We start from the raw sequence: 14,700 nt of genomic DNA, 5'->3' as shown, positions 1-14,700 counted from the left end.
ACTCGACGGCTCATACGGTGGCGAATAGCCTCGTGACAGTACGTCCGATAATGTCGCTTATCGCTCGATTCGAGCCACCTAGGCACGGGGCTCGCCTCATCGGATGCGTGCAGCGCAACGTATCCGATGAGCTGGCGAATATGACACTTCCGAATACTGCACATCCGCCACTCCGGGCGCCGGAGCCGGAGAGCTGACCGGGCGGCCTGATCGGTGCCGATCAGCTGCGTCTGCGCGTTGTTGCCGGGTCTGCGCTCGCTGCGAAATCCCACTCGGTGGGTCCCGAATACACACCCCTGGCCGGGCGAGTGCGGTGCCCGGCCAGGGCGCGTCGCCGGCGGGGTGTTGTGCAGCCGGATGACCAGGCACCGGCAGGGTCTACGTGTCGACGCGTTCGTCGATCCGTTGCTGAACCCCCTGAGGCGGGCCATCCCGCTGGGGTTCCCGCAGGACGACGCGTTCAAATACTCGTTCGCCAACCCGCGGGGCGTAATCCGGTTAAGAGTCGATACGTTTGCTGACCACACCTTCGAGGCTGTGGGAGGCGGCGGTATCGAGCATGGTGTCGACCGGGATGTCGGTCCAGAACGGCGGGACGCGCATACCGGCACCGGTGAGGTCGAGTTCGCCCAAGCGGGCGCGTCGCTCGACATAGGGCAGAGCCATGGTGCTGGCGCCGTCGAGTTCGAGCAGGTCGAACACGAACAGCTGCACCGGCACTGTCTCGACCATGTCCCGGGTGGGCCGGGTCAGGTGCATGCGCTGCTGCAACCGTGGGAACGACGGCGCGCCGGTGGCCGGGTCGGGGGCAACGATCTCTCCATCGAGGATCATGTCGGTGCCCTGCGCACACTCCGCGAGCGCGGCGCTCAGTTCCGGGTAGGACGCGGTGACGTTCTTGCGGTTGCGGCTGTACGGTTCCACCCGCGTACGCGTCACACGGCAAACCGCGCGCATCCCATCCCACTTCATTTCGATCGCCCAACGGCCTGGCACATCGGGCGGCCGACCGGGCGTCGCCAGCATCGGCGCAGGCACGGACACACCAATCAGCATATCGCTGGCAAATACAGACTCTGTAGTGTTGTTCGCTAGTCTCGGATCCGTGCAGTTCGAGGAAGGCTCCCTGATCCACCTGGTCGCGGGTGGGGTGAGTGTGTTCCGCATCGTCGAGATCGGCGTCGACGGTGATCCGACCAACGCTCTGGTTCAAGCAGTCGATGAGACCCCCGGCACCTACCCGTGGACGACTGATCTGACCCGCGCGGTGCCCGCCGGACAGCCCTAGCCGCGCACCGACGCGAATCGGTGTCGGTGCGCTCGCGTAGCCCGGTCGCGGTCTCGGCATGTGAGGTACTCTCGCGGCCGCCGCGCGCGCAGTCGCGGCGTGCGGCACCGAAAACAGCCCGGCACCCTCCACGCCCGCGGACCCAGCGCGACGACAACCACCACAGCGAGCCCGGACACATCGACACCTCCGCAGCACATGGCACCGGCCGGCTACAGACCAGACCTCGACCGCAACAACGGCATCGCCTGCGAGTAGCGGCGAAGCCGGTCGCTCGGTGACGGCTGGACGCTGTCAAACAGCTACAAGCCACGCAGCGATCGACGCTCGCCGGTCACGCCCGGCTCCCAACTGGCGCGACGAGATCGCGGGTGAGGCGGCTGGGTCCGCACCACGCCCGGTCTGCCGGACGGGTCGAGACGATGTTCAGGTGAGTCCGGCGACTTCTTGGGCGATGGCCGCCAGCCGGGTTTGGGCGGCGGACACGACGCCGTGGCGGTTTTTGTGGGCTTCCTCGTAGGCGACGATCGCCCGGATGTCGGCGGGGTCGGTGAGTTCTTTGACCTCGGCGACGGCTTGGGAGACGTTCAGCTCGTCATAGTCCGCGATCGGCAGCTCGTCGGGTTCCAGCACGCCGGTGCTGCTGCGGATCGACCGCAGCGCGTCGGCGGCTATGTCGGCGCCTTCGCGGCGAGTGACCTGCTCCGCGGTCTCCAACGCGGCATCGCGGGAAGCCGACAGTGTCTTGACAGCGACATCCCCGGCACGTGCCCCCTGAGCGAGCAACCCGCCCAGGGCGGGTGGGGTGGCGCGCACGGTGTCCAGCGCCCGGTCCAGCCCGCGGGTCGACCAGGTGACCGGGAGGTTGAACAGCTTCACCGCCGTCCCGGCAGCGGCCTGCAAGGGGGTGCGGCGCAGCGCCGCCGGCCCACCAAGAGCGTCCTCGGCCAAGACGGTGGTCAGCCAGTCGACGGTCGCCGAATGCGCGGTGATCAGCCGCTGCGCCAACGCCACCACCTCCGGCAGCTGCGCGGCGGTGGCCAGAGCCTTGATGTAGCGGGCGCGATCGACCAGTTGGTGTTCGAGAGCCAGGTCACCGAGCAGGGCCTCGTCGAACGGCAAAGCCTGCTCGACCATCGCCTTGACCGCGGCGGCAGCCTGGCCGAGGAACGGACCAACCAGTTCCGGCACATCACCCAGCTCGCGGATGGTGGCCTCGATGGCCTCGGCGCGGGCGCGGGCATTATCGGCGTTCTCCGACAACTCTCGGCGCACCGCTTCGGTGCGGGCCTGAGCGATGCGGGTCTCGGCGACCTGGATCTCGGTGTTGGTCAGCGACAGCACAGCGCGGAGCTGCGCGAGCAAAGTCGTGGTGTCTGGAGTGCTCATTGCGGATCTCGTCCCTCCGGTGTCGACAGCATCAGATCGGCGCAAAGGTGCACCACTGCCGGCGTTACCCAGCCCTACCAGCCAGTAACACCTCTTCGCTTGCTGCGAATGTGCGACCGGAGGTTCATGAGGGGATGCTCAGGCGAGTGCTGAGCTGGGACGACCTGGCAGCGAAGGCGCGGAAAGGTGAAGACCCGCCCCGGAAGGGTTCGCTGTGGATAGGCGGGCCTGCCATCACCGTGGAGATATGTGGATCACGGGGTGCGCTGGTCGGTCGCGCCCGGCGGCTGTGCTTACTACGCATCGCTGCCGAACAGTTCCGTCCTCATGCGGGTCGCGGGGCACGGATGCAGCGCCCGAGACGGCGGAAATGCTAGATCGATATCCCACCGTCGTGCATGAAACCTCACGTCACACGTGTCTTTCCGTGTCGGCTGCACCCCTCGACACTGCGGCCACGACAACCCATTTGGGCTGCGGCTGGTGACCAGCCCCGGTTATCCGACACCCAACTCGGATCGTGCAAGCGGTCGCCGACACGCCCAACCCCTACTCGTTGCCGACCGATCTCACCTACGCCGTGCCCGCCGAACATCCGTAGCAGCGCACGCTCACCTTCCCAGCCTGGACACACCGCCGGATCACCTCGCGTGCTCACCGTCCTTCCTGGAGTAGTCCGGCACGGGTGACTCTACGGTGTCGACTGCTTCGGTGATCTGCTCTGTCGAGTGACCGGAATCCGTGATGGCGTGGCCAGCACGCTCGAGGCGCCCGGTCGGTGCGACGGTCGGCGCTGGTGCTTCCTCCGGTGAGGTGGTGTCGCGGTGGGCGCGGGCGGTGGTGATCAGTTGCCGGGCTTGCTTGGTGCTGATCTCGAGCAGGTCCGCGAGCTCGTCGTCGGAGGCGCCGTGGTCACGTATCACGGCGGCGGCCTCGGCTTGGTCGGCGCGGTGACGGGCGATCTCCTGCGCGGCGGCTGCCTCGACGTCGCTGATCTGCTTGTGTAGCGCCGCGATGTGTTCATCGCGCGTGGTTTCGCACGCGGTGATCGCCGCCCAGTCGGTGAGGTACCGCTTCACCGCCTCATGGATAGCACGCTCCCGCTGGCGTGCCAGTTCACGGCGTTGTTTGCTGCGGGCGCGTGAGCGTTCCAGTCGTGCAACTACTTCGGGGGATCGAGCCGTGCGCGGGGAGCGCGGTGGGCGACGCGACGACATGGCCGGCCTCCTAAATTCTGGGCCCGCCTGCTGATTCTCCGCGCACGATCTTACCGGCCTCGACTGTCTGCACCTTGGTGAATCTCGCCGACGCACCCGGCGCATCGATGACACCACCTCGTCCCGCCCCTTCGTCAGAGAGGAATTCACGTATGGCTGATGCCGCCGAGGGGTTGTTCGCCGCGCCGGACCTTTTCGGCGGCGCGGTGGCAGTGTGCTGGTCCTACGGCATGGGAGTGGAAAGCACATGCGGCGTCGTACGCACGCTACTCGAGCCACAATTCCGGCCCGCAGAACTGCGAGGCGACCTGTCGAACCTGATCGTGTTGGTCGCCCAAACCGGTGACGAGTGGACCAGCACCTGCGACCTGGTCGCCGCCCACGTCCTGCCGTTACTGCGACAGCACGATGTCCGCCTCGTCGAAGTGGCCCGCAAGGGTCCCTCGGCCGCGGACGGAATCGTGGTGTTGCAGGACACCCGGCAACCGGTGCGGCTACACCCCGATCCAGAAAAGTACGGCTTCTACGCGCTCAGCGACGAACACCGCGGCAACGGCGTACTGCCCACCCTCGGCGGCAACCGCACCTGTTCGGCCAAAGCGAAAGGAGTACCCCTCGACACTTGGCGCGCAACCCAACTGGGGCTCGCGCCGTACGTGCACGCGGTCGGCTACAACGCCGAGGAAACCCGCCGAATCGCCACGGATTCCTCGGTGACCTTGGGTGGGCAACGTCACCCGATCTACCCGCTGCACGCCGAGGGCTGGTCCCGTGCCCGCTGTCAGGGGTATCTGTTCGGGTTGTTCGGGGTGTGGTGGCCGAAATCCTGCTGCCGCCAATGCTGCTTCGTTTCCCTGCCCGGGTGGCCTGAGCAGCTGGCGCGGTTCCAGGCCGCGCCGGCGGAGGCGTTCAAGCATGTGGTGGATGAGTATGTCGCTGTCGCGCTCAACCGCAATTCCGGGCTGTTCGGGCCGGGCAAGTCGTTGACTGATCGGCTGCGCCGCGACGGCGCCCACGACGTCCTCGCCTTGGCGGAGGCGGAGTTGGATCGCTGCCGGTGGGCGGTGTACCGGGTCCGCCGCTGCTACACCGCACCCGCCCGCGCCTGGCGCTCGGTCGACACCGTGGCCCGCGGCAGCCGCGCCGAGACTGGGGACGTGTTGGGTCGGATCGCCGCAGAGTTGCGGATCCCGTGCGCGCTCGACGGTGACCACACCCGCGTGTGGCTGACCGAGCACGCGACGACCTATCCGCGGCTGGAAGAGTTCTTCGTCGCCGCACCCGATTCCGTGATGCCCAAGCAGCGAGGTGGTTTCGAAGCCCGCTGGCACGGCCATGCCGATAACCGCCTGCTCGCTCTCGAGCACGCCGCGCACACCGCCGTGACAGTCCGCGGCGCGGCATAGCCACCTCCCTCACCACGGTCGCAGTCCGCGGACTGGTCGGCCGAGTCCTGTCGTCACCGACGAACGCGGTGGCGGCCGACCGAGCCAGCCCGCGGGCGCGCGGGCTTGCGGTCTGCCCTTCACCACATCACCAACATCCTGTTGCCCCTTGAACGCCAGACCGGAGAACGTCGTCCGGGCTGGCGTTCCGTCGTTTCTGGAAGGTGGCCCGTCATGCCCGATACCCTTTCTGTTCCGCCGTGCGCGGCCTGCGGCAGTTGTGATCCGGGTGACCGGTTTCCGGTCGAGGCACAGTTCGTCTGTCGCCGTTGCGCATCGCGGATATCGCTGTGTGATCACTGTCGCGAGCCCTCGCTCGCGGTGACCGAAACTGCCGACGACTATCGGCTCTGCACCCGGTGCGTCTCCAGGTTTGTGCCGTGCGTGTGCTGCCGCAAACCCACCAGCCCTGGGGTGCGCACCGACACCGGCGATCCGGTGTGCCTGCGCTGCGCGACAGTGTTGTTCGACCTCTGCTTCGAGTGCAGTCGTTACACCGCCGACAGCCGCTACGTCTCCGGCGGGCACCGCAGCTGCCCCCGCTGCGTCGAGCGGTTCGACACCTGCGCGCACTGCGGCACCCTCACCCGCCGCGGCCGTAGCTGTGACTGCCGCACCCGCCGCGAGCATGTCTGGCACTACAGCTACAAACCCGACCCCCGCTTCCACGGCGACGGGCCACTGTTCCTGGGCCTGGAACTGGAGATCATCGTCCCCGGCTACCGCTACGGCGAATGCGTCTCCGTCGCCGCCGCGCACCTGGGGCAGTTGGGTTATCTGAAGCAGGATTCCTCGATCCGCCCGACCGGATTCGAGCTGGTCACCCACCCCATGAGCTACCGGTATGCGATCGAGCGGTTCCCGTGGACGCTGCTGGCGGCGCTGGAAGACCTCGACTGCGAAACCGACTCCACGGTGGGGCTGCACGTGCATGCCAGCCGCGACGGGTTCGACTCCCCCGCCCACATCTACCGGTGGATGAAGTTGTTGTACCGCAACGAAACCGCTGTTTCCACCATCGCACGGCGGCGCTCGCATTACGCCCCGTTCGACCGGGCAGCGCGGGCCCGGGCACGCGACACCGCCAAGGGCCCGCAGCACGCCTTGGGCCTGGAGCGGTATCAGGCGATCAACCCCCACCCCCGCAAAACCCTCGAGCTGCGCGTGTTCGCCAGCTCTCTCGATGCCCGGGAAGTACAAGCAGCGCTCGCCTTCACCGCCGCCTCCATCGACTACACCCGCCGCCTGCGCGTCACCGATGTCCGGGCCGGTGGCTGGGAATGGGGCCGCTTCGCCGCCTGGGTCGCTGACCACCCCGACTACCAGCCCCTGTGGGCCGAGATGGAGGACCTGGCATGTGCTTGTTGACGTACATCCCCGGCAACGTCGCCCCGGACCCGGTGGCGTTGGCGATCGGTGCGCGGGCCAACCCGCACGGCCACGGGTTCGCGATCGTCGACCAGCGGCGGATCCTGGTCGGGCGGGGCATGAATGCCGAGCGGGTGATCGCGGAGTTCACGAAGGCCCGCACCGAGTATCCGGAGGGTCCGGCGTTGTTTCATTCCCGCTACGCCACCCACGGAACCATCGGCCTGCGGAACTGTCACCCGTTCCTGCTCGGCGGCGATGCTCGAACCGTGCTCGCCCACAACGGAACCCTACCCAAACGGGTCCACCCGGGCCCCTACGACCGGCGGTCGGATACCCGGATCGCGGCGGAGGAGTACCTGCCCAAGCGGCCGTTCGGGTCGATCGACACCCACCGCGGCGCGCGAGGGCTGGCGTCGTGGCTGGGCTCGAGCAAGCTGCTGATCCTGACCGTCGACCCAGCCTATGAGCATCACGCCTACCTGTTCGGCCAACGAGCCGGGTATTGGGAGGACGGAGTCTGGTACTCCAACACCAGCTACCTGCCCCCCGCGTTGCGCTGGCCGACACGGCGACGTCGGTACCTGTGCGGCTACTGCCAGAAAATCGACCTCGACCGCGCCAGCCGCTACTGCGGCGACTGCGGCTGGTGCTTCGACTGCGAAACCACCTTCCCCGACTGCACCTGCCACACCGCCAACACCACCTCACCCCAACGTCGGCCGCGCGCACCGCTGCCGGCGCATCACCATCCCCACCAGCAGGCCAGCGCCCCATGAACCAGCAGCGCGGCACCACCCCCTGATCCATCCCATTCAGAACCCCGAACACCGCCTCTTCCCGCGCTCGGTGCGGGGTCCTTTCATTCACCGGAAAGGATTCGGTCCCTCATGCCCGCCTCCACCTTGGCCGACCCGCCGTGCGAGGAATGCTCCTGCCCCGTCCGCAGCGACGACCTGATCACAACCACCGACGGGTATCAGATGCAAGGTCCCAAAATTGGAATAGGAAATGTCACAGTGGCAAAACTGTTGCAGGTCGCATTAGGGGAGTTGGTGTTGTCCCTCCCGATGCTGCTCGCGGGCAGCATCGCCACCATCGTGGGAGGCGCAGGGTGGAATAGCCTGCTGGGCTGCCTCGTGCTTTGCCTGGTGCTTGCCGAGTTCAACTGGGTCGTCCGTCCCATGCCGGAGCCGACGATGCCGGACCGCGCGGAAGGGCAGGCTCATCCGTGAGCACCTATGACGGCCAGGCCGTCGCAGTGCCATGATGACCGGAGAACGGACCGTGTGGATCGGCCCATGGCTGCCGGTGCCGCCCGGCGACTGCCACTGCCCCACACCGGAACCCTGCCCAAGCGGGTGCATCCCGGCGCCCACGACCCGCGCTCGGACACCCGGATCGCGGCGCAGGAGTACTTGGCGCAGCAGCCGTTCGGATCGATCGACACCCACCGAGGGGCGCGGAGGCTGGCGTCGTGGCTGGGCTCGAGCAAACTGCTGATCCTCGCCGTCGACCCGGCCTACGAGCATCACGCCTACCTGCTCGGCCACCACCACGGGGACTGGCAGAACGGGGTCTGGTACTCCAACACCAGCTACCTGCCCCCGACGCTGCGCTGGCCCAAGCAACGCCGCTACCTGTGCGGATACTGCCAGAAACTCGACCTCGACCGAACCGGCCGCTACTGCGGCGACTGCGGCTGGTGCTTCGACTGCGAAACCGCCTTCCCCGACTGCACCTGCATCACCTCACAATCCCGCACCGCCACCACCTCGCGCCACCGCGGGCTGCTCCACAGGCGGACTGCGGCTAATCGACCCACCCCCTCGCAGGCCACACCGCCGTGACGCGACCGCGCGGCACCCTCCGCCGCTGACCCTCCCCCTACAGAGCCCCGCATCTGGCCCGTCTCTCGGGCTGGGTGCGGGGTTCTTTCCATTCCAGAGAAAGGGACCCGATTCGTCATGCCCGCATCCACCCTGGCCGACCCCGTGTGCGAGGAATGCTCTGCCCGCGTCACCGCCGGGCACCTGATCTCCACCATCGGCGGCGATCGTGTGTGCGCGGACTGCGCGGCCGGGTTGTCGCGCTGCGATGAGTGCGCCGTCCACGCCCGCGCTGACACCCTGGCCCGCACCGTCGAAGACACCCTGCTGTGCCGCGAATGCTTGACCGGCTGGCAGCAGTGCGGGGAATGCGACATCTACACCCGCGACATCCGCACCGTCATCGGCGCCGTGGCGGACGTGTGTGCCGACTGCGCTTCGAGTTACGAGACCTGTGACGACTGCGGTGAACTCGCCACCGAGGTGTACCGCGTCGACGGCGGTAGCCAGGTGTGTGAGCGGTGCGAGGACGAGGACTACCGCGAGTGCTTCGACTGCTTCACCCTCGTCCCGCGTGACCAGGGCTACTGCGACAGCTGCGCGCACTCGTCTTCGACTCATGACGGGGTCCACGACTCGTACTACACCCCCGAGCTGCACTTCCACGGCGAAGGTCCTGTGTTCCTCGGCATGGAGCTGGAACTCAAAACCCCCGACCGCAGCTATCGCGACGCGGTCGACACCGCCCTGGCCCACGTCAAAGACCTCGCGTATCTGAAGGAAGACGGTTCGATCTCCTGCGGATTCGAACTCGTAACGCATCCGATGTCGTATGAGTACGCGCTCGCGCGGTTTCCCTGGCAGTTGCTCAACCGGCTGCGGTTGCTGGGCTGCTACACCGATGAGGGCGTCGGCATCCACGTCCACCTCTCCCGCGCCGGGTTCTCCTCCCCCGCACACGCCTACCGATGGTTGAAGTTCGTCTACCGCAACGAAGACCCGGTCACGACGCTGGCGCGGCGGGCCTCATCGTGGGCGGAGTTCTCCCCACAACAGCGCTCCAGCGCTCAGGACTACGCCAAGGGCAGCCAGGGCGGCTACGGCCGCTACCAGGCCATCAACGTCTGTCCGGAAGACACTTTCGAGCTGCGGGTCTTCGCGAGTTCCCTTCATCCTCAACAAGTTCAAGCTGCCCTCGCCTTCGCGGCGGCGTCGGTCGAATACACCCGCGAGCTGTCGGCGGCGGATATCGCGCGCCGGCGCGGTTGGGAGTGGACCGCCTTCACCACCTGGGTGCGCTCGCGCCCGGAGTACTCCCCGCTGCTGGCTGAAATGGAGGCCCTCGCGTGTGCATCCTGACCTTCGTCAAACCCGGCATCAACCCCGACCTCGACGCCCTGGCCAACGGGGCGTTGGCCAACCCGCACGGCCACGGCTACGCCGTACTCACCGACACCGGCATCATCGTCGGCCGCGGCATGAACGCCGAGAAGGTGATCAGCGAGTTCGCAGGAGTGCGAGAGCGTCATCCCGAGCGTGCGGCGTTGTTCCATTCCCGGCTGGCCACCCACGGCTACCCCGGCGTGGACAACTGTCATCCCTTCCTCGTCGGCGGTGACGAGCGGACCGTGCTCGCGCACAACGGGATCCTGCCCAGCAACGTCCACCCCCACATCGGCGACGAGCGAAGCGACACCCGCATCGCCGCCGAAGACTTCCTACCGACCCAGCCGTTCGGGTCACTGGATTCCTGGGCAGGCCGCACGCACCTGGAGCGGTGGCTGGGCAGCGACAAGATGGTGCTGCTGACGGTCGACCCTGGCTACAAGCATTCCGCCTACATTTTCAACGAACACTACGGGCACTGGGACGCCGGGATCTGGTACTCCAACCACACCTACCAGACCCACTCTTGGGGCTACTCCGCCGCGGACTGGGAGTACTGCCTGGGCTGCGGTGAACTCGACTACGAGCAGCCCGGCCCGCACTGCACCGCATGCGGCTTCTGCGCCGAGTGCCTGCAACCGTTCCCACGCTGCGAATGCGAGGCGCTCGATGGCCTCGAACGCTACGCCGACCTGATCGAACTCGAAAACGCCTGACACCACCGGCGTCAGTTCGTCGTTGGCGACCTCCAGCCACGACTCCACCCCAGGAAGGGGGAACTTCGCTGTGCCCTACCACCCGAACCTGGCCACGATCCTCATCCGACTGCACGACGTCGACGGCCACAGCGTCATCGCCAGCACCGACGGCCACCACGTGCGGCTGCTGCTGCGCGACCGCGACAACCCCGTCACCGACTGGCGCTTCGCCGACCTGAGCCCGAACACAGCCGGCACCCTCGCCACCGCACTGGCCGACCACGCCCGGCGTCGCCTGCAGCGGCGTGGCGGGTGGTGGCACCGTCTGCGAGGCGGCCGCCGATGAGCGACCACCACACCCCGCCAGCACCAGTCGCTGACGCATGCGAGTCCGAGTTCCTTCGCCAGGTCCTCGCTCGCATCGACCGCTGGTTCGACGACGACGCCAACCTCGACGACCTCGATGACGCCCGCGACCTGCTGCGCCAGCGCTTGGCCAGTGCCGTCTCGGCCGGCGCCCGCGATGACGTCGACAGCGATGATCCGGTGGTCGCGCTCATCGCGACCGAACTGCACCGACTTCGCCACGCCCGGGTGGCGGCCACGGTGATCACCCGCGGCGGCTACACCCACGACCACGTCCGCGTCCAGGTCGTGCACCGCCACCACACCGTGCTCGTCCGCGCCGGCGAGCAGGCCGGGGTGCTGCTGCCGCTGAGGTTCATCGAATCCGTCACCCCACTCGGCGGCGGCACAGCCGAAGCGGCGTCGGCCGCGTTCTCCCACCGGAAGGAGTTCTGAGCATGACATCGGTCGCACTGTGGTTCCCGATGTCGCAGGTGATCGTCCTCGCCGAGCACGCGATGGCGGCCAATGAGCATTCCCGCTCCCCGTACGCAGATCCCGGCCCGGCGGTGCCGTCGCTGATCTGGGTCAAAGACCACGGCATCTATTTGATGAGCAACGGCATCCCGCGCCAGCCCTGCGAGACCGGCAGCCCCGCAGGCAGCGCTCGCGTCGTCTATGCCCTCGACCACGGGCCCGGAACGCACTGGATTCACGATGAACCGCTCGGTCACGACTTCGTCGAATACCTCGATCTCACCGAGGACTTCGACGGCCACACGCTCATCGAGCTGATCCGCACCTACGCCGCAGCGGGCGGCTGGTTGTCCATCACCGTCTCCCCCAGCAGCTTCGCAATGATGTTCAGCCCAACCGCGCCCACCCTCAATCCGAGTTCTGGCACTCACCGGCCCACTTCCCCGGGTTCGGGGTGACTGTGGTGGGAATCGATTCCGGCCGCTACATCGCCCGCCTGCAGACCGACCCCTACTATCGGTCGGTCCTGCCCGACATTGCTCCCACCGCGCGGGTGCTCGTCGCGGGGTATCACGCCGCGTTCGCGACCCCGCCCCAGTCCGGCACCTCGATCGGTGTGTTCCCCGGCGTCGACCCCTTCCCCGCCGTGGCGGGGATTGCGGCGGTGATGGCGTTGGTGCGCATCGAATACGCCACGCAAGTCGAGACCCTCGACAATGACGGTGGCTGCCGAAGTGGCTGGCAGCGGCAGCTGTTCGATCGGTTGCCGACCGGGTACGGGTGGCGGCTGCTGCCCGCCCAACTCGACCACCGCGGGCGGTGGGTGATCGCGCGCGGCAACCTTGCTGCCGGTGGCTTGCAGGCGTTGCTGCCGCGGTCGGTGAGCATGCAGGTGCCCGGCGCACCCATCGTTGTCGCGGTGCACGATGTCGACCCGCACACCGGGCGGCGCTGGCCGTGGTGATCACCCACGCCGCCGACATCGTGGCCTGGATGGAAGCCAACCTGCCCGCTCTCGATCCCGACCGGTTCGAACCCTGGGTCGTCGAACCACCGATCCCGGGCGGCCTACACGCGGTAATCGAGATCCGCATCCGCACCCCCGGCGTCGCCGAGCGGGTGCTCCGTCTCGAGGTGTCGGCCGCACCGATCCAGTCCACCGAGTCCTGACACTCCGCCCCTCCGCCACTTCATGTGGCACATCCTCCGAACGATTCGAGGTGATCATCGTTGACTGAACCCGTACCACCGGCGCGGCCGCCGATCCCTGCGCGGTTGGCGCACGCGCCACTGTCGCAAGGGCTGGTGGTCCCGCACATCACCCTCGCCCACCGCGACCGCAGCCGCCCAGTCTGGGGCAAACTCGACCACCGACGACTGCGAGACACGCTGTCGCGCAGGCTGTGTCAGGTCTGCGGGCAGCCGCTCGAGGACCGGGTCGTGCTCTACATTCGACCCGCCGACCATCTGCGTGGGATCGCCCCAGAGCCGGGCGTGCATCCCGAATGCGGGCACTACTCCCGTCAGGCGTGCCCGATGCTGGCGGGGCGCCAAGCCCGCTACAACCCGCACCCGCCCGAAAAGTTCGCCCGCTGCGACGACCCCACCTGCGCCTGCCGCTGGTGGCAGCCCAACGAGCGTGATCCCCGCGAGGCTCCGCGCGAAGGCCAGCCCGCCGACGCCTGGTACGAGGTCTGGATTCCGATCTCGGACTACACCGTCGTCCACGATCCCGGCACCGACGCCACCACACCCGTCACTGGTATCAAGCTTCGTGGGGCGAAACTGCTGAAAATCCGCAAAGTCCGCGACGCCGCACCCGCCGCCGACGGGACATCTCACCCAGTCGACCTGCTGCATGCTCATCTCGCGTTCGCGGCCATGTTCGGCTACGGAGGGTTGCGGCTGTGACGCCCTCGCACAAGATGCTCGTCCGCATCGGCGCGCTGCCGCGCACGCCCGAAGATCGGTGTAGCCCGATTCCGGCGAGAAAACTCCCGGGTGTCGTGTGACCGGATCAGCCACCGCCGCACCGAACCGCACCCCGGACACATCTGCGCACGGCAGTTCGCGTCACGGTCCAGGACAGCGGTCTCATTCGGGCAGCACGGTTGCTCTGCTGGGCGCGGCGCTGGACAACGCCGAGCGCGGTTTCCACGTTTTCCCATTGCATCCGGGAACAAAGGTGCCCGTGATCAGACACTGGGATCAGGCAGCCACCCGCGACCGGAGCCAGATCCGGGCGTGGTGGCGGCGGCGACCGGCCGACAACGTCGCCGTCGCATGCGGGCCCTCCGGCGTGCATGTGCTGGATCTCGACACCAGCCACGGCCACGCCCCGCCACCGCAGTGGAGTCCGGCCCGCGACGGCCGCGACGTGCTGGCCCGGCTCGCCGCCGACACCGGCCATCCCGTGCCGGTGCCGACATACGCGGTGGGCACACCGTCGGGCGGAATGCACCTGTACTACCGGGCACCACGCACACCACCGCTACGCAACACCATCGCCCGCCTCGGCTGGCGCATCGACAGCCGCGGCCACGGCGGCTACGTCGTCGCCGCAGGATCCCGACTCCCCGAGGGCCCCTACCGCCGCCTCGACGACCGGGCACCGATCCCGTTGCCGCCGTGGCTGGTCGATCTGTTGAGCCCCGCCACACCGCTCCCTGTTCCCGGCAACAGTGCGGGGATCGGGCATCCCGACGCTTACGTGCGGGCGGCGTTGGTCAATCAGAGCGCCCGGGTTCGTAACGCCTACCCGGGGGTGCGGCATCGCACGCTGCTGTTGGCGGCCAACTCCCTGGGGCGGCTCGTCGGCGCCGGGCTGCTCGACCGCGACCACGCCCACGCGGTGCTCACCGACGCCGCGCACATCCACGTCGGCGTCGACGGGTTCACCGCGGCGGAGGCCGACCGCACCATCACCGACGGGTTGACCTACGCCGCCACCCGCACCACCGGCTGGCACTGACGCAGAACACTCGCGGTGGCCGCCCGTATCTCCCACGTGGTGCGTGTTTTCGATATGGGCGCCGCCGGTGGTTCGGGTGGGTGGCGGGGTTAGGCTGCCTGCCGGGGTTCGGGGTTCGCCGGGGGGATAGTCACTTTCGCTTTTCCGTCGGTCGAAGCCCGATGCTGCCCGCGCTGGGCTGTTGCCCGCTGCTTCACCCCGCGCCGAGGCGCGATGGTGGATGCGCCCGTCCCCCTCCAGGGCACATCCACCGTCCCCGCCCCGCGCTTTCTGGTGATTGAGCCACC

Annotated in this window: 18 protein-coding genes; 15 read left to right on the top strand and 3 right to left on the bottom strand. The window is 68.0% G+C overall.

Annotation, left to right across the window (positions count from 1 at the left end):
* Positions 1-498 precede the first annotated feature (498 nt).
* On the bottom strand, positions 499-939 hold the full coding sequence (locus LTT66_RS12375; protein ID WP_233066975.1) for an ATP-dependent DNA ligase: 441 nt from the start codon (positions 937-939) through the stop codon (positions 499-501).
* A gap of 166 nt (positions 940-1,105) precedes the next feature.
* On the opposite strand from LTT66_RS12375, the gene LTT66_RS12370 reads away from it, so the two are divergent.
* Positions 1,106-1,288, top strand: coding sequence for a hypothetical protein (locus LTT66_RS12370; protein ID WP_233066973.1), 183 nt, complete (start codon positions 1,106-1,108; stop codon positions 1,286-1,288).
* 426 nt (positions 1,289-1,714) lie between these two features.
* On the opposite strand, the gene LTT66_RS12365 is transcribed toward LTT66_RS12370, so the two are convergent.
* Entirely contained in the window at positions 1,715-2,677 is a 963-nt protein-coding gene (locus LTT66_RS12365; protein WP_233066971.1) for a ferritin-like domain-containing protein, read from the bottom strand.
* A 641-nt stretch (positions 2,678-3,318) separates the two neighbouring features.
* The gene (locus tag LTT66_RS12360; RefSeq protein ID WP_233066969.1) at positions 3,319-3,756 is read right to left on the bottom strand and encodes a hypothetical protein; all 438 of its coding nucleotides are present in this window, start codon (positions 3,754-3,756) and stop codon (positions 3,319-3,321) included.
* A gap of 290 nt (positions 3,757-4,046) precedes the next feature.
* Between LTT66_RS12360 and LTT66_RS12355 the strand changes: the two genes are divergently transcribed.
* From LTT66_RS12355 to LTT66_RS12290, 14 genes are all read left to right on the top strand, one after another.
* On the top strand, positions 4,047-5,300 hold the full coding sequence (locus LTT66_RS12355; RefSeq protein ID WP_233066967.1) for a hypothetical protein: 1,254 nt from the start codon (positions 4,047-4,049) through the stop codon (positions 5,298-5,300).
* A gap of 453 nt (positions 5,301-5,753) precedes the next feature.
* A complete protein-coding gene (locus LTT66_RS12350; protein WP_233066965.1) occupies positions 5,754-6,707 on the top strand; it encodes an amidoligase family protein in 954 nt (317 codons plus the stop codon).
* Positions 6,695-7,486: a class II glutamine amidotransferase gene (locus LTT66_RS12345; protein WP_233066962.1), complete on the top strand. Its 792-nt coding sequence runs from the start codon at positions 6,695-6,697 to the stop codon at positions 7,484-7,486. The genes LTT66_RS12350 and LTT66_RS12345 overlap by 13 nt, the downstream gene beginning before the upstream one ends.
* Before the next feature lie 111 nt (positions 7,487-7,597).
* Complete coding sequence (locus tag LTT66_RS12340; protein WP_233066959.1) at positions 7,598-7,942, top strand: hypothetical protein; 345 nt, start codon at positions 7,598-7,600, stop codon at positions 7,940-7,942.
* 66 nt (positions 7,943-8,008) lie between these two features.
* Positions 8,009-8,557 carry a hypothetical protein gene (locus LTT66_RS12335; protein ID WP_233066957.1) on the top strand — a complete coding sequence of 183 codons (549 nt, stop codon included), beginning with the start codon at positions 8,009-8,011 and terminating at the stop codon, positions 8,555-8,557.
* Positions 8,558-8,674: 117 nt separating this feature from the next.
* On the top strand, positions 8,675-9,895 hold the full coding sequence (locus LTT66_RS12330) for an amidoligase family protein (RefSeq protein ID WP_233066955.1): 1,221 nt from the start codon (positions 8,675-8,677) through the stop codon (positions 9,893-9,895).
* A complete protein-coding gene (locus LTT66_RS12325) occupies positions 9,883-10,638 on the top strand; it encodes a class II glutamine amidotransferase domain-containing protein (RefSeq protein ID WP_233066953.1) in 756 nt (251 codons plus the stop codon). The genes LTT66_RS12330 and LTT66_RS12325 overlap by 13 nt, the downstream gene beginning before the upstream one ends.
* Positions 10,639-10,660: 22 nt before the next feature.
* Entirely contained in the window at positions 10,661-10,966 is a 306-nt protein-coding gene (locus tag LTT66_RS12320; RefSeq protein ID WP_233066951.1) for a hypothetical protein, read from the top strand.
* Positions 10,963-11,421 carry a hypothetical protein gene (locus LTT66_RS12315; RefSeq protein WP_233066949.1) on the top strand — a complete coding sequence of 153 codons (459 nt, stop codon included), beginning with the start codon at positions 10,963-10,965 and terminating at the stop codon, positions 11,419-11,421. Before LTT66_RS12320 ends, LTT66_RS12315 begins: the two co-directional genes overlap by 4 nt.
* Before the next feature lie 2 nt (positions 11,422-11,423).
* Positions 11,424-11,900: a DUF3085 domain-containing protein gene (locus tag LTT66_RS12310; protein WP_233066946.1), complete on the top strand. Its 477-nt coding sequence runs from the start codon at positions 11,424-11,426 to the stop codon at positions 11,898-11,900.
* Positions 11,901-11,905: 5 nt separating this feature from the next.
* The gene (locus LTT66_RS12305) at positions 11,906-12,406 is read left to right on the top strand and encodes a hypothetical protein (RefSeq protein ID WP_233066944.1); all 501 of its coding nucleotides are present in this window, start codon (positions 11,906-11,908) and stop codon (positions 12,404-12,406) included.
* On the top strand, positions 12,400-12,612 hold the full coding sequence (locus LTT66_RS12300) for a hypothetical protein (RefSeq protein WP_233066941.1): 213 nt from the start codon (positions 12,400-12,402) through the stop codon (positions 12,610-12,612). The genes LTT66_RS12305 and LTT66_RS12300 overlap by 7 nt, the downstream gene beginning before the upstream one ends.
* Positions 12,613-12,672: 60 nt before the next feature.
* The gene (locus LTT66_RS12295) at positions 12,673-13,353 is read left to right on the top strand and encodes a hypothetical protein (protein ID WP_233066938.1); all 681 of its coding nucleotides are present in this window, start codon (positions 12,673-12,675) and stop codon (positions 13,351-13,353) included.
* A gap of 97 nt (positions 13,354-13,450) precedes the next feature.
* Positions 13,451-14,413: a bifunctional DNA primase/polymerase gene (locus LTT66_RS12290; RefSeq protein WP_332909677.1), complete on the top strand. Its 963-nt coding sequence runs from the start codon at positions 13,451-13,453 to the stop codon at positions 14,411-14,413.
* Positions 14,414-14,700: the final 287 nt, after the last annotated feature.

Origin of the sequence: Nocardia gipuzkoensis (assembly GCF_021183645.1) — a bacterium.
Lineage (GTDB): Bacteria > Actinomycetota > Actinomycetes > Mycobacteriales > Mycobacteriaceae > Nocardia > Nocardia abscessus.
The sequence above is the reverse complement of the archived record's forward strand: the minus strand, read 5'-3'. Positions and strand labels throughout refer to the sequence as shown.